This window comes from Arthrobacter sp. HY1533 (assembly GCF_027568515.1).
GTDB lineage: Bacteria > Actinomycetota > Actinomycetes > Actinomycetales > Micrococcaceae > Specibacter.
This window is the reverse complement of record NZ_JANKZF010000001.1, coordinates 161,752-186,169: the sequence shown is the minus strand read 5'-3', so window position 1 is coordinate 186,169 and position 24,418 is coordinate 161,752. Positions and strand designations below refer to the sequence as shown.

General features: G+C 66.7%; 19 protein-coding genes. 11 read left to right on the top strand and 8 right to left on the bottom strand.

From position 1 onward, the window contains the following. Positions 1-143 precede the first annotated feature (143 nt). Both arfB and PCK14_RS00895 read right to left on the bottom strand, forming a co-directional pair. Positions 144-566 carry an alternative ribosome rescue aminoacyl-tRNA hydrolase ArfB gene (gene arfB, locus PCK14_RS00900; RefSeq protein WP_269936574.1) on the bottom strand — a complete coding sequence of 141 codons (423 nt, stop codon included), beginning with the start codon at positions 564-566 and terminating at the stop codon, positions 144-146. A gap of 48 nt (positions 567-614) precedes the next feature. Continuing rightward, positions 615-2,288 carry a hypothetical protein gene (locus PCK14_RS00895; protein ID WP_269936573.1) on the bottom strand — a complete coding sequence of 558 codons (1,674 nt, stop codon included), beginning with the start codon at positions 2,286-2,288 and terminating at the stop codon, positions 615-617. Positions 2,289-2,488: 200 nt separating this feature from the next. On the opposite strand from PCK14_RS00895, the gene PCK14_RS00890 reads away from it, so the two are divergent. Both PCK14_RS00890 and PCK14_RS00885 read left to right on the top strand, forming a co-directional pair. Next, positions 2,489-3,007, top strand: coding sequence for a DUF892 family protein (locus tag PCK14_RS00890; protein WP_269936572.1), 519 nt, complete (start codon positions 2,489-2,491; stop codon positions 3,005-3,007). Between the two features lie 52 nt (positions 3,008-3,059). After that, entirely contained in the window at positions 3,060-4,436 is a 1,377-nt protein-coding gene (locus PCK14_RS00885; RefSeq protein WP_269936571.1) for an aminotransferase-like domain-containing protein, read from the top strand. A gap of 31 nt (positions 4,437-4,467) precedes the next feature. Here PCK14_RS00885 and PCK14_RS00880 read toward each other — a convergent pair whose 3' ends face one another. After that, on the bottom strand, positions 4,468-5,052 hold the full coding sequence (locus PCK14_RS00880; RefSeq protein WP_269936570.1) for a MarR family winged helix-turn-helix transcriptional regulator: 585 nt from the start codon (positions 5,050-5,052) through the stop codon (positions 4,468-4,470). 85 nt (positions 5,053-5,137) lie between these two features. Between PCK14_RS00880 and PCK14_RS00875 the strand changes: the two genes are divergently transcribed. Then, the gene (locus PCK14_RS00875; protein WP_269936569.1) at positions 5,138-7,396 is read left to right on the top strand and encodes an MMPL family transporter; all 2,259 of its coding nucleotides are present in this window, start codon (positions 5,138-5,140) and stop codon (positions 7,394-7,396) included. A 6-nt stretch (positions 7,397-7,402) separates the two neighbouring features. Here the strand turns inward: PCK14_RS00875 and PCK14_RS00870 are convergent, their stop codons facing one another. Continuing rightward, positions 7,403-8,857, bottom strand: a complete 1,455-nt coding sequence (locus PCK14_RS00870; protein WP_269936568.1) for a cryptochrome/photolyase family protein — start codon at positions 8,855-8,857, stop codon at positions 7,403-7,405. A 328-nt stretch (positions 8,858-9,185) separates the two neighbouring features. Between PCK14_RS00870 and PCK14_RS00865 the strand changes: the two genes are divergently transcribed. The 4 genes from PCK14_RS00865 to PCK14_RS00850 all read left to right on the top strand — a co-directional run bounded on the left by PCK14_RS00865 (position 9,186) and on the right by PCK14_RS00850 (position 13,215). After that, on the top strand, positions 9,186-10,334 hold the full coding sequence (locus PCK14_RS00865) for a calcium:proton antiporter (RefSeq protein ID WP_269936567.1): 1,149 nt from the start codon (positions 9,186-9,188) through the stop codon (positions 10,332-10,334). Between the two features lie 91 nt (positions 10,335-10,425). Further along, positions 10,426-11,457 (top strand): aldo/keto reductase, encoded by a 1,032-nt coding sequence (locus PCK14_RS00860; protein WP_269936566.1) that lies wholly within the window; start codon positions 10,426-10,428, stop codon positions 11,455-11,457. Between the two features lie 94 nt (positions 11,458-11,551). Further along, complete coding sequence (locus PCK14_RS00855; protein WP_269936565.1) at positions 11,552-11,929, top strand: YciI family protein; 378 nt, start codon at positions 11,552-11,554, stop codon at positions 11,927-11,929. Then, positions 11,926-13,215: an RNA polymerase sigma factor gene (locus tag PCK14_RS00850; RefSeq protein ID WP_269936564.1), complete on the top strand. Its 1,290-nt coding sequence runs from the start codon at positions 11,926-11,928 to the stop codon at positions 13,213-13,215. The genes PCK14_RS00855 and PCK14_RS00850 overlap by 4 nt, the downstream gene beginning before the upstream one ends. Here the strand turns inward: PCK14_RS00850 and PCK14_RS00845 are convergent. The 3 genes from PCK14_RS00845 to PCK14_RS00835 all read right to left on the bottom strand — a co-directional run bounded on the left by PCK14_RS00845 (position 13,199) and on the right by PCK14_RS00835 (position 18,531). Beyond that, a complete protein-coding gene (locus tag PCK14_RS00845) occupies positions 13,199-14,638 on the bottom strand; it encodes a mycothione reductase (protein WP_269936563.1) in 1,440 nt (479 codons plus the stop codon). The two genes, PCK14_RS00850 and PCK14_RS00845, sit on opposite strands and share 17 nt — an antisense overlap. Before the next feature lie 135 nt (positions 14,639-14,773). Further along, a complete protein-coding gene (locus PCK14_RS00840) occupies positions 14,774-16,651 on the bottom strand; it encodes an ABC transporter ATP-binding protein (protein WP_269936562.1) in 1,878 nt (625 codons plus the stop codon). Continuing rightward, positions 16,648-18,531 carry an ABC transporter ATP-binding protein gene (locus PCK14_RS00835; protein ID WP_269936561.1) on the bottom strand — a complete coding sequence of 628 codons (1,884 nt, stop codon included), beginning with the start codon at positions 18,529-18,531 and terminating at the stop codon, positions 16,648-16,650. The genes PCK14_RS00840 and PCK14_RS00835 overlap by 4 nt, the downstream gene beginning before the upstream one ends. A gap of 226 nt (positions 18,532-18,757) precedes the next feature. Between PCK14_RS00835 and PCK14_RS00830 the strand changes: the two genes are divergently transcribed. The 3 genes from PCK14_RS00830 to PCK14_RS00820 all read left to right on the top strand — a co-directional run bounded on the left by PCK14_RS00830 (position 18,758) and on the right by PCK14_RS00820 (position 22,328). Beyond that, on the top strand, positions 18,758-19,471 hold the full coding sequence (locus tag PCK14_RS00830; protein ID WP_269936560.1) for a ThuA domain-containing protein: 714 nt from the start codon (positions 18,758-18,760) through the stop codon (positions 19,469-19,471). After that, positions 19,456-20,577: a Gfo/Idh/MocA family protein gene (locus PCK14_RS00825; protein ID WP_442864645.1), complete on the top strand. Its 1,122-nt coding sequence runs from the start codon at positions 19,456-19,458 to the stop codon at positions 20,575-20,577. Before PCK14_RS00830 ends, PCK14_RS00825 begins: the two co-directional genes overlap by 16 nt. Positions 20,578-20,645: 68 nt before the next feature. Further along, positions 20,646-22,328 carry a substrate-binding domain-containing protein gene (locus PCK14_RS00820; protein ID WP_269936559.1) on the top strand — a complete coding sequence of 561 codons (1,683 nt, stop codon included), beginning with the start codon at positions 20,646-20,648 and terminating at the stop codon, positions 22,326-22,328. A 55-nt stretch (positions 22,329-22,383) separates the two neighbouring features. On the opposite strand, the gene PCK14_RS00815 is transcribed toward PCK14_RS00820, so the two are convergent. Then, positions 22,384-23,292 (bottom strand): phytanoyl-CoA dioxygenase family protein, encoded by a 909-nt coding sequence (locus PCK14_RS00815; protein WP_269936558.1) that lies wholly within the window; start codon positions 23,290-23,292, stop codon positions 22,384-22,386. Between the two features lie 97 nt (positions 23,293-23,389). Between PCK14_RS00815 and PCK14_RS00810 the strand changes: the two genes are divergently transcribed. Continuing rightward, complete coding sequence (locus PCK14_RS00810) at positions 23,390-24,325, top strand: helix-turn-helix transcriptional regulator (RefSeq protein ID WP_269936557.1); 936 nt, start codon at positions 23,390-23,392, stop codon at positions 24,323-24,325. The last annotated feature ends 93 nt before the right edge of the window (positions 24,326-24,418 follow it).

Below are 24,418 nucleotides of genomic sequence, written 5' to 3'. Positions count from 1 at the left end.
CTGGGGATGGATCTCGCACGTGGCGCCTGTGGCGGACGGTGCGCGTGGGACCCGCCGCGGAATCAATCGACGCGGCGTCCCGTGCTAAAGAAACAGTGAACCCATGTGTCCAAGGCTAGCAGCCTCCGTTCGCATGCGGCCAGTCAGTCCCCGGCGGGCCGCCGGCGCAGCGACTTGGTTTCCGAGCGACGCTGCTTGGCTGCCTGGTGGCGTCGCTTCGAGCCGCGCGTCGGCTTGGACGGGCGGCGTGCGGGCGCATCGGGGGCAAGGGCGGCGGCGACCAGGGCTGCAAGCTTCTCCAGCGCGATTTCCCGGTTGCGCAGCTGGGAGCGCTGTTCGGAGGCAGTGACGGTCAGCGCCCCGCCCACCATTCGCCTGCCCAGCCGCGCCTGCAGCCGCTCCCTCTGTTCCTCGGTGGGGACGGCGGAGGATGCCACATTCCAGAAGAGTTCAACCCTGCTGTCGGAGGTGTTCACGTGCTGCCCGCCGGGGCCTGACGACCTGGAAAAGCGCCACCCAAGCTCCGCCGCGGGGATCACAAAGCCCGCTGCCACATCCAAGTCCATGCAGCAATCCTCGCACGCCGTCCACAGGCGCACCTCATGCGGGGCCGTTCAGATGCAGCGCAGCGCCACGTAGGCCCCACCCAGCACGGCGGCGTAGATGCCCACCGCCCACCACAGCCCCAGGACAGTGGCCAGCCACCAGCCGGCCAGCAACAACAGGACCACAATCAGCAGCACCAGGAACCACGCCAGGCGCTCAACCAGCCTGTTCATGAGGGCAAACTTTGCGGGGCGGACGGTGTCCGGCGTGCAGACAGGAACACCGCTGCGCAGGTAGTGGGAAATTTGCGGCATGCGCGGCGGCTGGCCAGGGTGGTCCATGAGTGCGCTGCCGTGCCCGGGCGGGAACGCCAGCTCATGATCGGAAACTTCCGCCGGCAGGGAGTCTTCACTGAACCCGCGGTAGCCTCCCGGGCCGATGTCCTTGTTGAACGGGTGCAGGCCGTGCAGGAACGTCGCCAGGATGCCCACGGGCACATCCACCGCGGCCCTGTCGTTGTGCACCCGGCCCCGCAGCCACAAGCCGGTGGAGTCGTGCCGGCCCACCTGCCGTCGGGCAAAAAGCGCCGACCACCGGTAGTCCACCGGCAGGACGCTGCCGGCCAGGAAAATGTGGCGGAAGCGGACGGCAGGCACCAGTTTCATGGCCCTGCCCATCATGAACGTGCCGTTGCTGTGTCCGGCAAAGTTGAAGTTGTCGGGGTTGAAGTCGCGGCAGGCGTTTGCGTAGGTGGTCAGGAAGGTGTGCGTCTTGCGGTTCCGGGAGAATGGCAGGGCAAACTCATAGGCGCTCAGGTAGCCATAGTCCATGGCCACCACATACGGCTCCACGCCGTCGGGGTCATGCTCAATTTCGGCCTTCAGCTGCTGCACCCAGGTGTCGTAGGCGCTGGCCCGGATCCCGTGAACTATGAAGTGAACGGGCCGCTCCGAGACCGGGCTGGCAGCCTGGGGCTTGATGCTTGAGCCAAAGAGCGCCTCGCGCAGCACCTTCCAGCGGTATTCGGAGGTGAACGGGTCGCCCAGGTCCACCAGGCCGGGGTGGTTGGCCCCGTCCATGTGTGTCCAGCCGGTGTTGGGCATGTTGATGCTGTCCCGTACGTCCTCTTCATGGATGAAGTCGTCGTCGGTCCCCAGCACCTGCACCACCAGCGGCGGGTTGGCCTGGCCGCGCAGCGTCTCCATCCACAGCAGCCGCAGGTTGGTGATCCAGTAGCCGCCCATCCGGAAGGCCTCGGCGGCAAAATCCCAAAATGGTGAGGCAAAGGCGTAGGTCAGCCGGGCCGTGAACGGCATGCGCCGAGGGGCGAAGCCCTGGTTGGGGGTGCCCACCAGGACCATGCGGCGCACCTTGGAGGCCCAGCTTCCCACCGTGCTGGAGGACTGGTTGCCGTCCACCCCCAGCCCGCGCAAATAGGCCGACTGGATGAGCAGGCCGCCGAGGCTGTGGCCCATGAGGCGGACCTCGCCCACGGTGTGGGCCTCACCCGTGAAGTCGCCCGAGGCGGACGCGATGGCCACGGCCAGGCGGTCCACCGCCTGCCCCAGCCGGGGGTAGAGGGTCCAGGGCCGCACACCGTGCCGGAACACATGAATTTCCCAGTCGCTGCCGTACTCTGCGCGCAGCCGCTCCAGCAGCGGGCCACTCTTGTCGGGGCCGATTGCCAGGCCCGGAACGTAGAACAAAACCTTGCGGGTCGCCCCATCCTGATCCTGTGCCATCGCAATCCCTCCACCCAGAGAGCCACACCTGATCAAAAGGTAGCACCAGCGGGGCGCAGCGAACAGGATGGATTTCCCGGGCAGCTGCTTCGGCCCGGAAGGTCCGCGGGGAGGCTGAAAACCATGGAATTTTCCCGCTCCGCTGGCTAGAGTCGAAGGTGGGGGACGTCATCGCCATGGCAAGGAATGGAGATCGAACAATGTTTGAACACTTCACAACCCCGGAACAAATCTTCCTCTACAAGCTGGGCATGGCCCTCGCCATGGAGTACGAGGCAATGGAACTGCACACCGACCTGGACAATGCGGCCATGGGCGGCGGCGTCAAGGATCTGGTCCTCGCCCAGGCAAAGGAGAACCGTGGGCATGTTGGCATGCTCAAGGAGTGTTTCGAGCTGTTGGGCAGGGAAGCCCACCAATTTTCCTCACCCACCTCCAAGGCCCTTGGCAGGGAGGCCCGGTCATTCATTGGCAAGGTCTCCAGCCCACTGGTGGACGAGGTGGTCCTGACGAGCCTGCTGGAGGCCAGGCACCACGAATGCGGTGTCTACGAAAGCCTGGCCATCCACGCCCGGGCGGAAGGTGTGCCCGGGGTCGCCGGACTGCTCGAGCAGTGTCTGCGGGAGGAACAGGACGCCATTGGCGCCATCCGGTCGGCAGTCGCGGAGTCGGCAATCGCTGCGTCGGCGGCTGCGGGCACGGCACCACCCACGCAGTGAAATATGGGGTAACACTTTTGATGGGGTAACAGTAACGTTATTTAGTTGAACCATGCAGAGTAATAACAGGGCGTCCGAGATTGCGGAATTGCTCAAGCAGCAGGCCGGCCTGATGCGGGTGGGGGAGAAGCTTCCGTCGGTCCGTGAGTTGTCCAAGACCTACGGCGCCAGCCCGGTGACGGTCACCCAGGCCATCACTTTGCTGTCTGCCCTGGGGGTGGTGCGGGCAGAGCCCGGCCGCGGCACCTTCGTGGCCGGGCGTGACCTCCCCGCCGAGCCGGACTATGCCTGGCAGTCGCAGGCACTGGGGCGGACCCGTGTTGATGCGGGCCGTGCGGGCCGGCTGGGTTCGCCGGGCACGGCCGAACAGGTCCAGCTTTCGTGGGGCTACCTGGCCCCGGAACTGCAGCCCTTTGATGAACTGCGCACGCTCGGTGCACGCTGCGCCAAGAGCCACCGGGCCTGGACCATGGCACCGCCCATGGGGCTGCCCGAGTTGCGGCGCGCGTTCGCCTCCCAGCTGGATGCCGAGGCCGGGGATGTCCTCATCATGCCGGGCGGGCAGCAGTCGCTCGTCTTCGCCATGCGCACACTGGCCGACCCCGGCTCCACGATCATCACGGAGAGCCCCAGCTACCCCGGCGCGACCATTGCCGCCCAATCCGCCGGGCTCAACATCGCCGCTGTGCCCGCCGACGCGGACGGAATCATTCCCGAAAAGCTGGCCGAGGCCCTGGAGCGCACCCACGCCAAGCTCATTTACCTCCAGCCATACTGCACCAACCCCACCGGCGCCGTGCTGAGCCCGGAGCGGCGCGTGGAGGTCCTGGCCCTGGCAAAGGCGCATGGCGCCTTCATCATTGAGGACGACTGGGCACGCAACCTTTCACTTGACGGCGCGGCCCCGCCGCCACTGTTCACGCAGGACCCAGACGGGCATGTGGTGCACATTGCCACCCTCACCAAGCCGGCCGCACCCGGGCTGCGCGTGGGTGCCTTGGCAGCCCGCGGGCCGGCGGGGGAGCGCCTGCGGACCGCCCGCATTGCCGATGACATGTGCGTGCCGCCGCTGACGCAGGAGATTGCCCTGGGCCTGCTGGGATCCAGCGCATGGCCGCGCCATCTCAAGCGGCTGCGGAAGGGCCTGTTGGAGCGCCGGGATGCCATGGTGGCCGAGGTGCTGGCCACCATGCCCGGCGCACGCGTGCCCATCGTGCCCGCGGGAGGCATCCATCTCTGGGTCAAGTTGCCGGCCGGAAGTGGTTCGACGGCGTTGACAGCCGCCGCCAATGCCGCCGGCGTGCTGATCGGGGACGGCAGGCACTACTACGTGGACGAACCCACCGCCCCGTTCATCCGCCTGTCCTACAGCGCCGCATCCATCCAGCAGATCCAGGCGGGCGTCCGCCGCGTCGCGGCCCTGATGTAGCGGCGCCCGGGCCCTGGCCCCTCGCGCTGTGTCAGTCGGCGGCCGCGCCGGGCTGCGCCCACGCCTCGTCGGTGATGGCCAGCTCGCCGGCCATGTCGTCAAGGAAACGGATCACCACATTGCGCTCTTCTTCACTCAGCCGCGCAGCAGCATGGAACCGCTTGGCCTGCTGCCGGCCCACCGTGTCCATCGCCGCCTGGCGGGTCTTGGGCGAGATGGTGATGGCCAGGGCCCGCCTGTCGCTGGGATGCGGTGCCCTCGTGATGTGGCCCGCGTGTTCCAGCCTGTCCAGCAGCTTGGTGGTGGACGCCGTGGAAATCTTCAGGTGCGTTGACAGGGCTCCGGGGGTTGCTGTTCCGCCGCTGTTTGCGGCCACAATCAAGTAATGGAGGGCACGCATGTCCGTCTGGTTCAGCTTCATGAACTTCAGTGACGCGTCCGAGAGTTCCTGCTCGGCGCTGCGCAACCTGCCCAATGCCGCCATGACCTCCCCGATGTGGCTGACCGTGGCCGGGTCCATCCCCGAGCGGTCCACGAGCTGTTGCCGCGGATCGCTGGCGTCAACATCGTAGATGTTGGACGGCATGGGCTGGGATGTTGGTTCAATGCGTGCCATGGGGTTTATTCTAGCCGAGCCTGCATATATCAAGGCCGGAATGATGCATGTTAGGGTATTTGCTAGCTAGACTAGCAAAGTGTCCATGTGGCACACAACAGACCCTGCCGGGGAGGCGCATGTGAAAACCAGCCAGAAACCTGAGGTCGACGGGACCGTTGGGCTGCCTTCCCGCAGGGGTCCAAAATGGCTGCGCGTCCTCATTCCCACGGTGCTGATCCTGGCCTGGCTCGCCGGCGGGTCAATTGGCGGCCCCTACTTTGGCAAGGTCAGCGAGGTCTCCTCCAATGACCAGACCAGCTACCTTCCGGAGTCTGCCGATGCCACCCAGGTGCAGAAGCTGTTGGGCGAGTTCCGCGACTCGGACGAGATCCCCGCCGTCGTGGTCATGTCCGGCACGGACCCCTTCACGAAGGAGCAGCTGGCGGCGGCAAACCAGGCAATTGCGGCCCTGGTGGACATCCCCGGTGTGGGATCGGGCGTTTCTCCGGCCATTCCCTCGAAAGACGGCCTGGCGGTCCAGGCGTTCGTGCCCATTGCGGCCGATGCGGAGATCGCCGATGTGGTGGCTGCCCTGGGAGCCGAGCTCAGAGCCACCGCCCCGGAGGGTGTTTCGGTCCACGTGACGGGTCCGGCCGGGTTCACCGCGGATCTCATCGAGGGGTTCTCGGGCATTGACGGAATTCTGCTTGGCGTTGCGCTCTTGGCGGTGTTTGTCATCCTGGTCTTCGTGTACCGCTCCTTGCTGCTCCCCGTGGCGGTGCTGGCAACCAGCCTCTTTGCCTTGTGCGTGGCGCTCCTGAGTGTTTGGTGGTTGGCCAAGGCCGGCATTCTGGCACTCAGCGGACAAACCCAGGGAATCCTGTTCATCCTGGTGATTGGCGCCGCCACCGACTACTCGCTGCTCTATGTCTCCCGCTACCGGGAGGAGCTTCGCATTGCCACCGACAAGTGGGACGCCAGCTGGGCGGCAATCCGAAAGTCCGCCGAGCCCATCGCGGCCTCGGGCGGAACCGTCATAGCCGGACTGCTGTGCCTGCTGTTGAGCGACCTGAAGTCCAACAGCTCCCTGGGCCCGGTGGCCGCGATCGGCATTGCCTTTGCCATGCTGTCGGCGTTGACCCTGCTCCCGGCCATCCTGTTTGCCTTTGGCCGCTCGGCCTTCTGGCCGCGCCGCCCCAAGTATGAACCGGAAGTTGTGGCAGCCGAGCACGGCGTGCACGCCCAGGGGGTTTGGGTGAAACTCTCCCGGCTGATCAAGCGCCGCCCGCGGGCGATTTGGGTGGCAACCACCATCCTGCTGCTGCTGGGTGCCTTCGGGGCAACCCAGCTCAACGCCACAGGCATCCCGCAGTCCGAGCTGGTGCTGGGCGCCTCGGAAGCGCGGGATGGGCAGGCTGTGCTGGGGCAGCACTTCCCCGGCGGCACGGGCAGCCCCGTGCTGGTGGTGGTTCCCGGCAACCGGCTCCAGGCGGCAGCGGATGTGCTGCTGGGCAACCAGGGAATTGAGGGAGTTTCCGTGGTGGCAAAGGATTCCCCGAGCGGAACGGCACCAGTTACGGCGGAGGGAATCCAGCCTCTCGGTGCCCCCGGAGCGCCCGCACCGCAGCCCACCCTGGTGCAGGGGGACGCCATGCTGCAGGGGACCCTGGCCGCGGCCGCAGACTCAGATGAGGCGGCCGACGTCGTACGCGGACTGCGCGGCGACCTTGCCCAATCAGTGCCCGGTGCCCTGGTTGGCGGGGTCACGGCAACCGCCATCGACACCAACGATGCCTCAATCCACGACAGGAACTTGATCATTCCCGTGGTCCTGGGCGTCATCCTGGTGATCCTCATGTTGCTGCTGCGTTCCGTGCTGGCCCCCGTGCTGTTGGTGCTCACCACGGTGCTGTCCTTCGGTGCTGCGCTCGGAGTGGCCGCGTTCGTGTTCAACGACGTGCTGAAATTCCCGGGGGCCGATCCGGCTGTTCCGCTGTTTGGCTTCATCTTCCTGGTGGCGCTGGGAATCGACTACAACATTTTCTTGATGACGCGTGTGCGGGAGGAATCGCTGCAGCACGGCACGCGGGAAGGCATTGTGCGCGGCCTGGTGATCACCGGCGGCGTCATCACCTCGGCCGGCCTTGTCCTGGCGGCCACGTTCTCCGCACTTTCGGTGATTCCCATCCTTTTCCTGGTGCAGATCGCGTTCATCGTGGCCTTTGGGGTCCTGTTGGACACATTCGTGGTGCGGTCACTGCTTGTGCCGGCCCTGGCGTATGACATCGGGCGGAGCATTTGGTGGCCGTCCAAGCTTTCCCGGGCATCGCGCCACAGCGGCGGGGCCCCCGCTGATGGCTAGGTTGGTCTAGCGGGTGTCGGCCTTCATTTGTTCGTAGGCTTCCAGTGCGGCGCGGCGGGATTCCGGCAGGTCAACGATCGGTTCCGGGCCCAGGGCCGGTGCATGCTGTGCGATGTACCGGCCCTGTGGATCGAATTTTTTCTGCTGCAGCAGCGGGTTGAAGACCCGGAAATACGGGGCGGCGTCGGCACCGCACCCGGCCACCCACTGCCAGTTGGCCGGGTTGGACGCCGCGTCCGCATCCACCAGCGTGTCCCAAAACCATGCTTCGCCGGCGCGCCAGTGGATGCCGAGATTCTTGACCAGCAGGCTGGCAACCACCATCCGCACACGGTTGTGCATCCAGCCCGTCTCCCACAGCTGCCTCATCCCGGCGTCCACCAGGGCAAAGCCGGTTTCGCCCCGGCACCACGCCGTGAAGTTGGCATCAATGAGTTCCTGGCCCGGGCCGCCGGCCCCTCCTGCTTCCACTCCCGGCAGATCCACGGCCGGCCAGGCCCAGTCAAAGTTGTCGAACTCGGCGCGGATGTTCCGTGTGTCCATCCGGGGATGGTGGTAGAGCAGGTTCCAGCAAAAGTCCCGCCAGGCCAGTTGGCGCATCATGGCCCGGGCGCCCTCGGCGGCGTCGGCATCGCCTGGGGCCAGCGTGCCAAGGGCTTCCCACACCTGCACGGGACTCAGGTGGCCCCACCGCAGCGCCGGGGAAAGCCGTGATGTGCCGTCACGTCCCGGCAGGTCCCGCCCTGACGGGTAGCCCGCAGCAACCTCGGAGAGCACCCAGTCCAGGCGGCTGTGCGCTGCCTCTTCGCCCGGCTCCCACGCGGCGGCCAGACCTGCGGACCAATCCGGTACTGTCGGCAACAGCTCCCAGTCGCCGAGCGCATCGCCGTGGGTGTCCATGTCCGGCACAGGGGACTGGGCGGCCGGGGCAGGCAATGCCGGACGCAGCGGAAGCCGTTGAAGTGCGTTGTAGAAAGGGGTGAACACCTTGTAGTGCTGTCCTTCCTGTGTCTGAACCGTCCATGGTTCATGCAGGAGGGTGCCGGCTGAGCTGGTAGCCGTGCAGCCCTGCTGCCGGATCCTGTTCTTGGCCTCGGTGTCCACGGTCCGTTCCCCGGAACCGTAGCGCCGGTTCCAGAAGACGGACAGCGACTCGGGTTCCAGGGCCAGGCTGGCGCAAAGTTCACCGGCCAAGTCCGGCACCATGGACGCGCCCGGACCGCGCAGCAGCAGCAGTGGCACATTGAGCCGGGCCAGCTGCCCGTGCAGCTCCGCCAAGCCGTGGTGCAGCCACCATTTCGCCGCGGCCCCCAGGGGGCGGATCTCCGGGGAGACCTCATCGAGCACATAGACGGCAATGGTGCGGACGCCGGGACGCCGGTCTGCCATGGCGGCGGCCAGGGCCGGGTGGTCCGCGGTGCGAAGGTCGTCTCGGAACCAGACAAGGTTGATTCCCTCCATGGCGTTTTTGCCCACTTGCGTCCCCGATCTCAAATTCAGTGAATCCGGGCGTTTTCGCCGTCTGGATCCCTGCCCGCATGATTGCCACAAACATTACCTTCCCAAAGAGGTTACTAGCTCATCTAGCTAGATTTCCTGCATGCCCACAGCCGGACACAGACCGGCCCTGGCAAGTTGGCCTCCGGGTGGAGGCTGGACTATTCTGGGCGGAGGCAATTGCCAGGCCCCTGCAGCAGGGGCGGCACCGCCAGGAATCCAGCAGCACGAACGGGACGGCCCGTTTCGGCAATTCAACTCGGGGACGGCCTCGTGGAACAGGTTTGAACCCATGCTGACCTCATCAATGCGCTCCATCATCACCCCCGCGGCGTGGCTCCGCCTGCTGGTTGGCTGGAGCGCGGTAGCCGCCCTGCTCTTTGCCGGGCCGCTCCTGGAACCACCCGTGCCAACACCGCTTTTGCTCGGCACGCTCACGGCCATCATCGCCGTCATCCTCATCTGCTCCTTCGGCGTGGTCCATGAGGCCGAACACCTGGCCCGGCGCCTGGGGGACCCGTATGGATCTCTGGTCCTGACACTCTCCATTGTGTTGATCGAGGTGGTCCTGATTTCCGCCGTCATGCTTGGCCCGGGTGAGCACGCCACCATTGCCCGCGACTCGGTCATGGCGGTTTCCATGATCATCCTCAACGGGGTGGTTGGTCTGTCGCTGCTGCTTGGCGGGCTCCGGCACGGCGGGCTGCGCCACAACCGCACAGGCACCTCCGCCTACCTGGGCATGATCATTGTCCTGGCCACACTGGCCTTTGCACTGCCTGCCCTGATTGGATCAGGTGGCTCCTACACGCCGGGCCAGGCCGTGCCGATCATCCTGCTGGCCGTGGCCCTGTACGCCTTCTTCCTGTTCCGCCAGATGGGCAGCCAGGCCGGGGACTTCACCGAGGTCGATCCACGCCTCACCGTCGGCACATCAGGGGCAATTGCCCCGGAACGCGAGCCCATCACCGCCATCCTGTCCAAGCACCGCGGCGAAATTGTCCTGCGCCTGGCCCTGCTCGTGGCGACTGTGCTGCCCATCGTGCTGCTCTCCCATGACATGGCCACGCTGCTGGACGACGGGCTGGGCCGGGCCGGTGCCCCCGTGGCCCTTTCCGGCATCCTGATCGCCATGATCGTTTTCCTCCCGGAAACCATCACCACCATCCGGGCCGCACTCGCGGGCGAGGCGCAGCGTGTCAGCAACCTGTGCCATGGCGCCCTGGTCTCGACCGTGGGGCTGACCATCCCTGCAGTGCTGGTGATTGGATTGCTCACGGGCCAGGCCGTGGTGCTCGCGGAGAGCCCGGCGAACCTGCTGCTCCTGGGCGTGAGCCTGCTGCTGTCCGTTACCTCGTTTGGCGCGAAGAAGGTCACAGCCATGCACGGGGCTGCACACCTGGCGCTGTTCGCCGTCTACGGCCTGGTGGTCTTCTCCTAAGCCGCGAAAGTTCCGTCCTGACCCTCGCGCAGCGCCGGGGAGGGTCCTATCGTGGAAGGGGCAGCACAGCCACCTCAGAGTTGGGAGCATCGTGGAATACAGGACTTTGGGAAACACCGGGACCGTCGTTTCGAGCTTCGCACTCGGCACCATGACGTTCGGAGCGGAGGCCGACGAGTCCACCTCCCACGCCATCCTGGACAGCTACCTGGGGGCCGGCGGCAACTTCATCGACACCGCCGACGTCTACACAGGGGGCGCCTCGGAGGCGATCATCGGCCGCTGGCTGGCCGCGCGGCCCGGGGCGAGGGACGCCGTCGTGCTTGCCTCGAAGGGCCGCTTCCCCATGGGTGGGCACCCGAACGACGTCGGGACGTCCCGCCGGCACCTGACCCGCGCCCTGGATGAATCCCTGCGCAGGCTGGGCGTGGAACAAATCGACCTCTACCAGATGCATGCCTGGGACCCCATCACGCCCCTGGAGGAGACGCTGCGCTTCCTGCACGACGCCGTCACCGCCGGGAAGATCGGCTACTACGGCTTCTCCAACTTCCTGGGCTGGCAGCTCAGCAAGGCGGTCTACCTTGCCAAGGCCCAGGGCTGGAACCTGCCCGTGTCCCTGCAGCCGCAGTACAGCCTGCTGGTGCGGGACATTGAATTGGAAATCGTGCCCGCCGCACTTGATGCCGGGGTGGGGCTGCTGCCGTGGTCGCCGCTGGCAGGGGGTTGGCTCAGCGGGAAGTACAAGCGCGATGTGGCGCCGGTGGGCGCCACCCGGTTGGGCGAGGACCCGAACCGCGGCATGGAGGCGTGGTCCGAACGCAATGCGAGCCCGCGCACCTGGGACGTGGTGGGCGTTGTGACTGACATTGCCGCGAGCCGCGACGTGAGCGCGGCCCAGGTGGCGTTGGCCTGGACGGCGGCGCGTCCCGGGGTGGCCTCGGTGATTCTGGGGGCCAGGACCACGGCGCAGTTGGCCGAAAACCTTGGGGCGGCGAGCCTGGCTCTCACGCCACGGGAAACCGGACAGCTCACCCTGGTCAGCGAGCCGCAGGTGGGCGTCTATCCCTACGGGCCCAAGGCGCAGGAGCAGCGCAGCCGAAAGATCGCCGGCGGCAGGTAGCTGCCCCGTGCTGTCGTTTCCGCGGCCGTCCAATCGTCATCACTGTGCAAGGGCCGGGGCACACGCACCGGCTTTACACGAAGGAGAAACGACCATGCGCTACACGCTGCTTTTGCACTATCCGGAGATGGACGCCGAGGCCCTGGGAGCCGAGGCGTTGGCAGAGGGCCAGCGGGCCTTCGCCAGCTATGCGGCAACGCTGCACCAGGCGGGTGTCCTGGTCAGCGCCGAGGTGCTCCAGCCCTCATCAAGCACCACCACCCTGACCATGGTGGAGGGGGCTCTTGCCGTCCAGGACGGCCCGTTCGCCGACACCCGGGAGCAGCTCGGCGGCAGCTTCGTGCTGGACGTGGATGACCTCGATGCGGCCATTGACTGGGCCCGCCAGGCACCGGCCATTGAATGGGGCGCCGTTGAGGTGCGCCCGGGCGCCGTTTTCACTGTCGACGGCGCGTGGCGGCCCAACGAATGAGCGCAGGGGAGGTGCATGCTGCCGCCGAGCGGACGGCCCGCGCCTCCTACGGGCGGCTGGTTTCGCTCCTTGCCGCGCCCACGGGAGACCTTGCCCTGGCCGAGGACGCCCTGTCCGCCGCCTTTGAACAGGCCCTGCTGCGCTGGCCGCGCGACGGAATCCCGGGCAATCCGGAGGCGTGGTTGCTGACGGTGGCCCGCAACCGCCAGCGCGACACCTGGAAATCGGCCTACAACCGCGCTTTCGCGCCGCTGGAGGCCGCAGGATGGGAAGGTCGGGACGCCATGCCGGCGGACGAACCCGACGTTGACGCCATGGGGGACAAGCGCCTGGAACTGCTGTTTGTCTGTGCCCACCCGGCCATCGACCCCGGCATCCGCACGCCGCTCATGCTGCAGACTGTCCTGGGGTTCGACGCCGCCCGGATAGCTGCAGTCTTCGCCGTCCCCGCGGCGGCCATGGCCCAGCGCCTGGTCCGGGCCAAGCGGAAGATCAAGGAAGCCCGCATCCCCTTCACTGTCCCGGACCGCGGGGCCATGCCCGGACGCCTGCCGGCAGTGCTGGAAGCAATCTACGGCTGCTACGCCATGGCATGGCTCGATGAGGGCTGGGAGGCTGCGGCGCAGGGGGACGGGCCGGAGCAGGGCCCGGACCTCAGCGGCGAGGCACAATACCTGGCCCTCACCTTGGCCCGGACGCTGGAAACCGAGCCGGAGGCGTGGGGTCTTGCCGCGCTCATCACGCTGTCCATGTCCCGGAGGCCCGGCCGGAGTGACGAGGGCCGTGAATTTGTTCCGCTGGGGGAGCAGGACACCTCCCGGTGGGATGCGTCCCTGTTGGCACAAGGCGAAGCATTGTTGGGATTGGCAGTTCCGCCGGGGCTGCCGGGACGGTTTCAGCTGGAGGCCGCCATCCAGGCTGTCCACTGCGCACGGGCCAGGACAGGGCTCACGGACTGGGCGGCGCTCCACACGCTCTATGCGGCCCTGCTCGTGGTGGCGCCGAGCCTTGGGGCACAGGTGGCGCTGGCCGCCGTGGCCGGGCGAACAGGCGAGCCGGCATCCGGGCTGGCGGCGTTGGACGCGCTGGCCGCCACGGGCACGGCTGCTGGGCGAGCGGCCGTCGCGGCCTTCCAGCCCTTCCACGCCGCCCGCGCCGAACTACTGGCCCGGTCCGGCCGCACTGCCGAGGCTTCCGCCGAGTTCACGGTTGCGGCCGGCCTGGCCCGCCAGCCCGCCGTGCGCAACTACCTTTTGGGCCGCGCCGAGCTCAGCCGGCTGGGGTAGCCTCCGGCAGGCCCAGCAGTGCGTTCTCCACCAGTTCCGAGAGGGCCGGGTGGATCCAGTACTGCCCGCGGGCCACGTCGTGCGCAGTTTGTCCAAAGTGCATGGCCTGGACCAGCGGCTGGATGACCGTGGCCGCCTCCGGGCCAATCACATGCGCCCCCAGCAGCAGCCCCGTGGCAGGGTCGGCAAGCACCTTCAGGAAGTGCCCTGAATCCTCGCGCGCCCAGCCGGCGGCAATGTCGGAATAGTTCTGGACCTTCACATCGTGGGGGATGCCGGCCTTGACGGCGTGGGACTCCGTCATGCCCACGCTGGCGATCTGGGGGTCGGTGAACACAGCCGCCGGCACAAAGCGGTGGTCTGAGCTGATGGGCTGCCCCGGATGGGCCAGGTTGTGTTTGACCACCCGCGCCTCATGGTTGGCCACATGCTTGAGCTGGAACTTCGAGGAAATGTCCCCCAGTGCGTAGATGCCTTCCACGGCGGTCCGCTGGTGTCCGTCCACCACCACCCGGCCATGCGCGTCCAGGGGCACACCCGTCTTTTCCACGTCCAGGCCCGCGCCGTTGGGTGTACGGCCCGTGGCCACGAGCAGTACGTCGGCGCTGACAGCGCTGGTGCCGTCCGGCCCATGCAGCTGAAGTTCGACGCCGTCGCCCGAGTTTGCCACGGCCGTCACCTTGGTCTCGAGCAGGACCGTGTAGCGCGCCGCGGCTTCCTTGGTGAATTGTGCGGAGACATCTGCATCCTGTGATTTGAGCAGCCGTTTGCCGCGGGCAATCTGGGTCACTTGGACGCCAAAGGAGGAGAACACGTGGGCGAATTCGGCGGCGATGTACCCGCCGCCCAGGATGGCAATGCTGGCGGGCAGTTCCGCGAGCCGCATGACGGTGTCCGAGGTGTGGAAAACAGCCCCGCTCCCGGCCGTCCCGGCCGTCCCGGTTCCCGGGCTGGCGGCAAGGCCAGGAACGTCCGGGACAACGGCATGGGAGCCTGCGGCCAGCACGAACCTGTCGGCGGACACGGCGGCTGTGCCGCCATCGTGCAGGTCAATGGTCAGGGCCTTGTGGCCGGTGAACCGTGCGCGCCCCGGGAAGACGGTGATGTTGGGGCACTCCGGGCCCTGCCTGTAACGCCGCCCACCCTCCTCGATGGAGTCGATCCGGCCAAAGATGCGGTCCCTGATGCCGGGCCAGTCCACGGCATTGAGCTGGGCATCGACCCCCAGAGCTCGGCCATGGCGGGCGGCGTCGGCCAGCTCCGCCGGGTGGACGAACATTTTGGTGGGGATGCAGCCTACGTTCAGGCAGGTGCCGCCAAACAGGCCGTCCTCGACTATGGCGATGTTCCAGTGGTCAAATTCCGGCCCGGGGATTGAGTTCCCGGAGCCCGTGCCAATGATGACGAGGTCAAAGTGGGTCATGATCCTGCTTCCGTAGCTGGGGCTTTCCCCAAGGCTACTGGCCCCAACCGGCATGACCGCACCTTCTGCGCTTGTCGGTGGGCAGCTGCCACCAGTTGTGCGCGAAAGGTGCGGTCATGGGAAACCGGTGGCGGCTCAGACCAGCGAGTCCTGCCAGGCGCCGTGCAGCTTGGCAAAACGCCCGCCGCCGGCCAGCAGCTCGGCGGGGGATCCGTCCTCCACGATCCGCCCGTCATGCACCACCAGGACCCTGTCAGCGATGGCCACGGTGGAAAGCCGGTGCGCAATGATGAGCGCGGTGCGCCCGCCTACCCGTCCGCCGCCAGCCTCCCCTTCCATGGAAGCATGTCCGAGCAGCCTGTGCAGGCCGTCCTGCACCAGTCGCTCGGACGGGATGTCCAGGGATGAGGTGGCCTCATCCAGGATGAGCACGGCCGGGTTCGCCAGGAAGGCACGTGCAAAGGAGATTAGCTGCCGCTGCCCGGCGGAGACCCGCCCGCCGCGCTTGTTGACGTCGGTGTCGTAGCCGTCGGGGAGGGCCCGGATGAACTCGTCGGCGCCCACGTCGCGGGCGGCGGCCTCGATCTCCGCCCGGGTGGCCGACGGCCGGCCCAGGGCGATGTTGTCGGCAACCGTGCCGCTGAACAGGAACGCCTCCTGCGTCACCATGACCACTGCACGGCGCAGGTCTTCGGTGGAGAGCTTGCGCAACTCCACGCCGTCGAGCGCGAGGGACCCGGCCGTGACATCGTAGAAGCGGGCCATGAGCTTGGCGAGTGTCGACTTGCCCGCACCCGTGGCGCCCACCACCGCCACGGTTTGGCCGGCAGGAATGTGCAGGTCAAGGCTGGGCACAACAAGCGGGCCTTCGCCGTAGCGGAACTCGGCGCCGGTGAAGCGGATGTCTCCGCGAGCGGCCGGCAGCGGAACGGGGTGGCGCGGCGGCCGCACGGTGGGGATCTCCTCCAGCAGCCCGGACACCTTCTCCAGCGCCGCCTGCGCCGACTGGAAGGAGTTGTAGAACATGGCCATCTGGCCCACGGGCTGGTAGAAACGCTTGGTGGCCAGCAGCAGGGCCAGAAGCGCGCCCACCTCCAGCGCGCCGCCCAGGACGCGGAAGCCGCCCACCAGGAGCACGGCGGCCACGGCGACGTTGCCAATCAGCACCAGGCCCGGCTGGAACACGCCGTTGAGGTTGATGGAGCGGACGGTGACCTGCCGGTAGTCCTCGGCGAGCTCCTCGTAGCGGGCGGCGTTGTCATCCTCGCGGCGGAATGCCTTGACGGCGCGGATGCCTGTCATGGTCTCAATGAAGTGCACAATGAGCCTGGCCGAGACCACACGTGAGGAACGGTAGGCGGCCTGCGAATGCTTTTGGTACCAGCGGGAGAGCAGCCACATGGGGATCGCCGAGGCCAGCACCAGCAGCCCCGTGACCCAGTCCAGGGTGAAGATGGAAACCGCTGTCAGGACCATGAAAACGAGCCCGGACGCGAGGGAGGAAATGCCCGAATCAAGCAGCTCCCGCAGCGCCTCCAGATCCGAGGTCTGCCGCGAGATGATGCGTCCCGAGGTGTAGTTCTCGTGGAATTCCATGCTGAGCCGCTGCGTGTGGCGGAAGACCTGGATGCGCAGGTCCAGCAGCATGGCCTGGCTCAGCCTGGCCGTCTCGGTCAGGTAGGCGGCAGTCAGCCAGGACGCCGCAAGGGCCGCCACCACGTAGCCGCCGCCCACCACGGCAAGCGGCAGCCAGGGCCCATCGGGGCCGTTGAGTGCCGGCAGCGCCGTGTCGATCCCGTACGCGATCAGCAGCGGCCCGGCCACCTTGGCCGCCTGCGACAGCACCACAAGTGCCACCGTGATGGCGAACCGCACACGGACAGGCCGCAGCAAGGTGCGCAGCAGCCGCACGGAACGCTGGCGCACGGCACGGCTGTCGGCCTGGCTCAAATCAACCCGGTCTTCGCCTGCCGTGCCCTGGGCGGTGGCCGCCTGCTTGTTGTCCCGGCTCATTCCGAGGCCTCCTTCGCATTGCTTGTGCTGGTTCGCGGTGCCACGGGCAGCGCGCCCGTGCCGAGGTCGTCGGGCAGCTCCTCGTCAAAGCCGGTGTCCAGGTCCTTCGGTTCGGTCTCGAGGCTGGCCAGCACGTAGCGGTAGTGCTCGTTTTCTGCCAGCAGCCCTGCATGCGTGCCGACGGCCGTGATGCGCCCGTCCTGCAGCAGTGCCACACGGTCGGCCATCGCCACGGTCGAGGGGCGGTGGGCCACAATCAGGGTGGTGGTCGCCTCGAGCACCTGACGCAGCCGCTGGGACACCCGTTCCTCGGTGTTGACGTCAAGGGCGGACAACGGATCATCCAGCACCAGAACAGCTGGCCGCGCGGCGATGGCGCGGGCCAGGGCAATGCGCTGGCGCTGGCCGCCGGAGAGGCTCAGGCCCTCCTCGCCAATGAGTGTGTCCACGCCTTGGGGGAGTGTGTGGGCAAAGCCGGCCTGCGCCACCTCGAGTGCCTGTTCCAGCACCTCATCCGGGGACAGGCCTGGATGCGCCGCGGCGCCGAGCAGGACGTTGTCACGCACGGAGTTGGAAAACAATGTGGTGTCCTCAAATGCAACCGACACATGGGTGCGCAAATCTTTCAGGGACAGCTGGCGGATGTCGGTTCCGTCCAGCTCCACCGTGCCCGAGGTGGCATCGAACAGCCGCGGGACAAGGTTCAGCAGTGTGCTTTTGCCGCTGCCGGTCACGCCCACCAGGGCCATGGTCTCCCCGGCCCGCAGTGCCAGGTCCACGCCGTTGAGCAGGTCGGGTGTTCCCGCAACGGTGTCGGGGAAGCGGAAGTGCACGTCGCGGAATTCCAGTTTGCCGCGGACCGGATCCAGCCGGACGGGGTTGGTGGGCTCGGTGATGGTGTTCTTGGCGTCCATGACCTCAAAGTGCCGGTCCAGGGCCGTCTTGGCCGTGAGCGTCATTGAAAGCAGCGGCCCAACCGACTCCACGGGCCCGGCCACGACGGCGGCCGTGGCAAAGAACGCAACGAGCGTGCCGACGTCGAGCCTGCCGCCGTGGACCAGCAGGATGCCCACCACCAGGCCGGCGGCCAGCGCCAGCTCCGGCAGCAGCGTGACGATGAGGGAGAACTGGGCCAGGGACTTGGCCTTGTGGATCTCGGTGGCCTGCAGTTCCTGCGCCTGTTCGGCGAAGGAGTCCAGCGCCTCACGGCCGCGGCCGAAGGCCTTGAGCACGCGGATGCCGTGGACGGACTCCTCCACAACTGTGGCGAGGTCGCCGGCCTGGTCCTGGCTGCGCCGGCTGGCGCTTCCGTAGGAGCGGCGGAACGTGAAGCCGAAAATGGTGATGGGCACGGCGGCGGCCAGGAAGATCAGGCCCAGCTCCCAGCTCATGGAGAACATGAGAACCACGCCGATCACCACCGTCAGGGCCGTGACCACCAGCATGATGGCGCCGAAGGCCATCCAGCGGCGCATGAAGTTCAGGTCGCTCATGGCGCGGCTGAGCAGCTGGCCGGAGCCCCAGCGGTCGTGGAATTCGACGGCGAGCTGCTGCAGGTGGCGGTAGAAGCTGGTGCGCATGCGGGTTTCCACGGTGGTGGCCGGGACAATCACGAATTGCCGGCGCAGCACCATGAGCCAGGCTTCCATGATGCCCAGGACAAGCACGACGCCGGTCCCCAGCCAGAGCGCGCCTGTCCCCTTGCCCGGTTCCAGGGCCGTGTTGACAAGGACGCGGTAGACCTGCGGAATGGCCAGGGCCACGAGGCTGGCTGCGAGGGCCGTCAGGAGACCTGCGAACAAGCGCCAGGCTATGGGCCGCAGCTGGGGCGCCAGGCGTCCCAGGGATTGGAGGAGTGTGGTTTCGCTTTTAGTTGCCATGCGTATTTGTGACTGTCCAGTGCCTTGAGGATGCGGGTTCTTTCAACACTACGCCAGGTCGGCGGGCTGTGTGAGGTGGTCCACTGAGGATTCCGGCGTGGCCCCTCCTGGCGCGTGACACATTGGCCCGGGCGCTTGACGAGTGCAGTGAATCACACTAGATTCCATGTCGATAAAGAAAAACTTTCGAGAAGTTTCGAAACCAATTGAGTCGATAAGGACATCTATGACTGAGACCATCAAGCCCGGGGGCGGCGAAGCCCTCGTGGTGCGCGGCGGCTGGGACGGGCACCAGCCCGTTGAAACCACCGAACTGTTCATTCCGTTCCTGCGTGCGAACGGCTACAACGTGCGGATCGAAAGCGACGCGTCCGTCTACGCCGACGCCGACTACATGGCAGGTGTGGACCTGGTTCTGCACTGCACCACCATGGACACCGCCGCTTCCGCCGAGATCCAGGGCCTGCGCACCGCCGTCGCCGCCGGCACCGGGCTCGCCGGCTGGCACGGCGGCATTGCCGACTCCTACCGCAACAGCGCCGAATTCCTGCAGCTCGTGGGCGGACAGTTTGTTGCACACCCCGGACGCCCGGTCCACGAACGGCGCGGCGACGGCCGCGACGGATTCGCCCGCTACACCGTAGACATGGCCCCGGCAGCCGCTGTGCACCCCATCACGGCCGGCATCGACAGCTTTGAACTGGACACCGAACAGTACTGGGTCCTCAGCGACGACTACAACGACATCCTCGCCACCACAACACTTGCCGCCAAGGACGGGGACCCGTGGGGCCGGCCTGTCACCTGCCCCGCCATCTGGACCCGTTCCTGGGGACTGGGCAAGGTATTCGTCGCCACCCCCGGCCACACGGTCGAGGACCTGAACAACCCCAAGCTGAAAACCATCATTGAAAGGGGCCTGCTGTGGGCCAGTCGCTGAACACACCCATGAACATTGGCATCGTCGGCTGCGGCCAGATCGTGCGCGCCTACCTGGCCACCTTCCCGGCCCTGGATGCCGTCCGGCTCGTGGCCGTGGCAGACATCGACACGGCCCGGGCGCAATCCCTTGCGGACGAGCTGCCCGGTGTCCGCGCCATGTCCGTGGAGGCCCTGATGTCCGACGCCGAGGTGGACCTTGTCCTGAACCTCACCATCCCCGCCGCGCATGCCCAGGTTGCCCTGGCAGCCATTGCCGCCGGCAAGCATGTTTATGGCGAGAAGCCGCTGGCCGCCACCACCGCGGAGGCCCGCAAGGTCCTCGAAGCCGCCACCGCGGCCGGGGTCATCGTTGGCTGTGCCCCGGACACCGTGCTGGGCACCGGCACGCAGACCGCCCGCAAGGCTATTGACGACGGGCTCATTGGCCGCCCCGTTGCCGCCACGGCAACCATGGTGGTTCCGGGGCACGAGCGCTGGCACCCCAACCCGGACTTCTACTACACTCCCGGCGGTGGCCCGCTCCTGGACATGGGCCCGTACTACATCTCTTCCCTCGTCACTCTGCTGGGCCCTGTGGCCTCCGTCATCGGGGCAGCCAGCCACACTCGCAGCGAACGCACCATCGGCACCGGCCCGCGCGCCGGCGAAACCATCCCGGTCACCACCGACACCCACGTCACCGGCGTACTGGTGCATGAGTCCGGGGCGCTGTCCACCCTGGTCATGAGCTTCGACGGCGCCGCCACGCAGGCTGCGAACATTGAAATCCACGGCGAAAAGGGCTCACTCATTGTCCCTGACCCCAACACATTCGCCGGAAGTGTGCGCCTGCGGATCGTCGGTTCGACCGAATGGGAGACCCTGCCGGATTCGGCAGGGTACAGCGGAGCCAGCCGCGGCGTGGGCCTGAACGATCTTGCCCTGACGTCGGTCGGCCAGGAGCCGCGGGCGGGCGGCCGGCTCGCCTTCCACGTCCTGGAGATCATGGAATCCGTTCTGGAATCGGCCCACAGCAGCCGCGCCGTCCAGATTGCCAGCAGCTGCGACCGGCCACCGGCCGTACCGCTCACCCAGCCGACGGTCCACGCGGACGCCGCCAACTGACGCCTCAGATCCACCCGTCGCCGCAAATCCGGCGAGAACGCAATGCAAAACGAAAATAGGGGACAACCATGAAACGCTCCATCAAAGGTGACGGAGTCTCACGCCGCAACTTCCTGGGACTGGCAGGGGCCTCAGTTGCCGCCATCGCACTGACCGGGACACTCTCGGCCTGCAACACCTCATCGACCGGTTCGGGTGGCGGGGCAGCCGCCTCCAGCAAGGTGGTGCTGCCCACCTACAAGGAATTCAACCTCCTGACCCCGGATTTGCCCGGCAATGCGCAGGGGCTGCAGAGTGCCTTCCTGAACATGCCCAAGCCGGTACCCTCAGGTGCCGTGAAGCCGTTGACGGGCCCAGTTTCGGTGCTCTCGGAGACCTGGGCGCCCATGTCCGCTGCCATGCCCGACAACGAATATTGGCAGCGCCTGAACCAGGCACTGGGCGGCGAGTTCAACATGCAGATTGTGGAGGACATTGGGGACGGGTACCCGGCCAAGTTCGCCACAATCCTGGCCAGCGACGAGCTCCCGGACCTCATGTGGATCCCGCCGAACCAGGGCATCCCCAACGTGGGGCCCATGCTGGAAGCCAAGTTCCAGGACCTGACGGCACACCTCTCCGGTGATGCCGTGCTGAAGTACCCGAACCTGGCTGCCCTCAAGCCCGATTCCTGGCGCACCGCCGTGGTCAACGGCAAGATCTGGGGCGCACCCATCCCCAGCTCCCCGCTGGGGCAGATCCTGGTTGGCGGCACCGAGAAATGGGCGGCCGTGGGCGGCCTGAACGCCAAGGATGCACAGGAGTTCCTGGAGAAAGCCAAGGAACTGACCAACCCGGGCAAGAAGCAGTACGCACTGGAACCGAACTACATCAACATGCTGCACATGTTCACCGAGTGGTGGGGCGCCCCAAATGGCTGGGCCGTCAACGAGGACCGTTCGCTGACCCACCTCTACGAGACCGACGCCTATGTGGCCGGCCTGGAGTATGCCGCCAAGCTGTTTGCCGCGGGGGTGTTCTACCCCGATGTTGCCGCCACCGACATCAAGACCAAGGTGGTCAATGGCAGCATCGCCGCCTACGTTGATGCACATCCACAGGGCCTGCGCGCCTTCAAGTCCCTTGACCCGGGATTCCAGGCAGAGATCCTGGTGCCGTTTGGCTTCGACGGCAAGATCACCCCCACCTACGACATGGGCTACGGCACGGTGGGCTTTACGGCCTTCAAGAAGACCGACGAGAAAAGGGTCCTGGAGCTGCTGGAGCTCATCAACTGGATGTCCGCCCCGTTCGGCACCGACGAATACGTCATGAAGAACTACGGCGTGGAGGGCAAGGACTTTGAGTACGACGCCAACGGAAACCCGATCCTGACCAAGGAGGGCGAGGACAATGCGCCGAGCGTCGTCAGCGCGCTGAACACCATGTCGGCGCCGGAATCGGTGAACTTCCACCCCGGCTACCCCGAGGTGGCGAAGTATGTGCACTCCCAGTCCCAGAAGCTGCTGGAATTTGCGCAGCGGAACCCCACCAACGGCAGCTACTCGGACACCAATGCCAAGGTGGGCGCGAAGCTGACCAAAATGGTCAGGGACAAGTCGGTTGACATCATCACGGGCCGCGCCAAGGTTTCGGACCACGCGGCCATCCTGAAACGCTGGCAGTCCGAGGGCGGGGACAAGATGCGTGGCGAGTACGAGGCCCAGGTCAGCGCCGAGACCCCGGTCTTCAAGTTGCAAGCAGTCAAGTAACCGCAAAAAGCCGCGGCCCACGGGAAACCCCGTGGGCCGCGGCTTCAGCCCTGCGTCAGCGGTCGCAGCCGCCCGAACGGTCCGGACGGACCAGGGGGCTCGTGATGTCCACGGTTCCCTTGTAGGCATACGGGTCCTCGCCGGCCACCATGACAATGTCACGGAAGTCGTGGGTGGCCGCAGCCTCGCCTTCGGGCATCCGCTGCCACGGCAGCAGGGACTCGGCGCTCATGTAGTGGTTGGCAACGGCGCGGCGGTAGCCGTGGGCCCCCGAGTTTTCCAGGGATCGGTGCAGCAGGTAGCCGTTGAAGATGATGGCGGTGCCGGCCGGGATTTCGACGGGGACGGCCTGATCGTCGCTGTAGGGGAAGCCGTAGGCCTCGTTGGTGCAGTCAAAGCGGACGTCATTGGTTTCGCGGTCGGGGTACAGGACCCCGCGCTTGTGGGAACCGGGGAGAACCCACAAGCAGCCGTTCTCCACTGTCGCGTCATCCAGGGCTATCCACACGGCGGTGAGGGAACGGTCGCGGGTGGGGATGAAGTGCTCATCCTGGTGCCAGGCCTGGCCGGGCTTGCCCTCGGACTTGATGAACAGCATGGACTGCATGGCCTTGACGTTCGGACCGATGACGCCGGTCATGGCCTCGATGACCCGGGGCGCGTGCAGCACGTCGCGCATGACGTCGGAGACCTTGTGGGGGTAGTGGATGCACAGGAACTTTTTCATGAGTTCCGCATCGGACAGCCCGGGGTCTATATCGCCGGCATTGCGGATGGCGCCCAGCTCGCCCCGGCAGAACCGCACGGCTTCTTGGTTCACGGCGGCAATCTCTTCGGCGGACAGGGCATTGCGCAGGACGGCAAAGCCGTCGCGCCTGTACTGCTCAATGAATGCCTCATCGACAGAATCATGGATAGTGACAGATGCTGGTTGCAGCTCCTGCAGGCCGGGTGCGGCGGTCATGGTTTCTCCTTGTTGGGGATGGCAAGCGGTCAATTTCGAGCCTATTTCCGCGCTCCGGCGCGGACAATGGCCCTATCGAACGGAAAAATGCGTGATCATGACATCTGTCGGCCTCCAGGCCAGTCCCAGGTCTGTGGTCCAGGTGACCGACTATCCGCCGGGGGCGGTCTTTGGGCCCCGGCGGACGACGAACTTTGAGTTTGTGTGGCTGCTGCGCGGGAGTGCACGCCTGACCCTGCTGGAGGATACCCACGATGGCAGCCCCGGCGTTGCCCACAGCCTCGCTCTGGAACCGGGAGTGCTGCTGCTGACCCGGCCCGGCATGACGGACACGTACCACTGGGACTCCGCCAGCGGAACCGCGCACGCCTACGTGCACTTTGATGTGGAGCTGCCTGCGTCCGGCCAGGAAACGAGCTCCTGGCCGTTGCTGCGTCCTATGCTGGGAAACCCGCCTCTAGAGGGGCTGTGCTCCTACCTGCTCAGCCTGGCCGGCATGGACCACCCAGGTGCCCGGGCACGCAGCGACCAGGTGGTGGGCATGCTGCTGGACATTTTTGTACACGGCCCGCTTCCGGGCGAGGTCCAGTCCCGGTTGCAGCCGCGGCTCATGCCGGCTGTGGACCATGTCCGCGCTGCTTGGGCTGCCGATGGCCTTCGGATCGTGTCCGTGGAGGAACTGGCCCGCGCGGCCGGCCTGTCGGCAGGCCACTGTTCCAGGCTTTTCAGCCAGGAATTCTCCTGCGGCCCGGTCGCCGCCCTGGAAATGGTGCGGCTGGCCAGGGCAGCCACCCTGCTGCTGCGCAGCGAACTGGCACTGCAGGACATAGCCAGCCTGTGCGGATTCGGGGACAGCTACCACTTCTCCCACAGGTTCGCGGGCCTCTACGGGCTTCCCCCGGGACGCTACCGCCGTCGGGGGATGCCTACGGACGCACACTGGCCGCTTGCGCGCCCGGAGCTGATGCCGCTCTGGCGTGCACTGGGACCTTCCGCCGGACCGGTCCACAGTGCCCCCGGAGGAACCTGGTGAACGCCCGGGCGTGCCCACGGCGGCGGGCAATGGAACAGCATAGGCTGGAGCGGGCAAAGAATTTCCGGTGGCGGTGTGGCAAACAATGCATCA

What these genes read in the sequence shown, in the direction of transcription:
- PCK14_RS00865 (WP_269936567.1), top strand. Translation starts at nt 9,186, where the DNA reads ATGCTGACCTCATCAATGCGCTCCATCATCACCCCCGCGGCGTGGCTC.
- PCK14_RS00870 (WP_269936568.1), bottom strand. Translation starts at nt 8,857, where the DNA reads ATGGAGGGAATCAACCTTGTCTGGTTCCGAGACGACCTTCGCACCGCG.
- PCK14_RS00830 (WP_269936560.1), top strand. Translation starts at nt 18,758, where the DNA reads ATGACTGAGACCATCAAGCCCGGGGGCGGCGAAGCCCTCGTGGTGCGC.
- PCK14_RS00895 (WP_269936573.1), bottom strand. Translation starts at nt 2,288, where the DNA reads ATGGCACAGGATCAGGATGGGGCGACCCGCAAGGTTTTGTTCTACGTT.
- arfB (WP_269936574.1), bottom strand. Translation starts at nt 566, where the DNA reads ATGGACTTGGATGTGGCAGCGGGCTTTGTGATCCCCGCGGCGGAGCTT.
- PCK14_RS00815 (WP_269936558.1), bottom strand. Translation starts at nt 23,292, where the DNA reads ATGACCGCCGCACCCGGCCTGCAGGAGCTGCAACCAGCATCTGTCACT.
- PCK14_RS00855 (WP_269936565.1), top strand. Translation starts at nt 11,552, where the DNA reads ATGCGCTACACGCTGCTTTTGCACTATCCGGAGATGGACGCCGAGGCC.
- PCK14_RS00850 (WP_269936564.1), top strand. Translation starts at nt 11,926, where the DNA reads ATGAGCGCAGGGGAGGTGCATGCTGCCGCCGAGCGGACGGCCCGCGCC.
- PCK14_RS00840 (WP_269936562.1), bottom strand. Translation starts at nt 16,651, where the DNA reads ATGAGCCGGGACAACAAGCAGGCGGCCACCGCCCAGGGCACGGCAGGC.
- PCK14_RS00810 (WP_269936557.1), top strand. Translation starts at nt 23,390, where the DNA reads ATGACATCTGTCGGCCTCCAGGCCAGTCCCAGGTCTGTGGTCCAGGTG.
- PCK14_RS00880 (WP_269936570.1), bottom strand. Translation starts at nt 5,052, where the DNA reads ATGGCACGCATTGAACCAACATCCCAGCCCATGCCGTCCAACATCTAC.
- PCK14_RS00845 (WP_269936563.1), bottom strand. Translation starts at nt 14,638, where the DNA reads ATGACCCACTTTGACCTCGTCATCATTGGCACGGGCTCCGGGAACTCA.
- PCK14_RS00885 (WP_269936571.1), top strand. Translation starts at nt 3,060, where the DNA reads ATGCAGAGTAATAACAGGGCGTCCGAGATTGCGGAATTGCTCAAGCAG.
- PCK14_RS00890 (WP_269936572.1), top strand. Translation starts at nt 2,489, where the DNA reads ATGTTTGAACACTTCACAACCCCGGAACAAATCTTCCTCTACAAGCTG.
- PCK14_RS00835 (WP_269936561.1), bottom strand. Translation starts at nt 18,531, where the DNA reads ATGGCAACTAAAAGCGAAACCACACTCCTCCAATCCCTGGGACGCCTG.
- PCK14_RS00820 (WP_269936559.1), top strand. Translation starts at nt 20,646, where the DNA reads ATGAAACGCTCCATCAAAGGTGACGGAGTCTCACGCCGCAACTTCCTG.
- PCK14_RS00875 (WP_269936569.1), top strand. Translation starts at nt 5,138, where the DNA reads ATGTGGCACACAACAGACCCTGCCGGGGAGGCGCATGTGAAAACCAGC.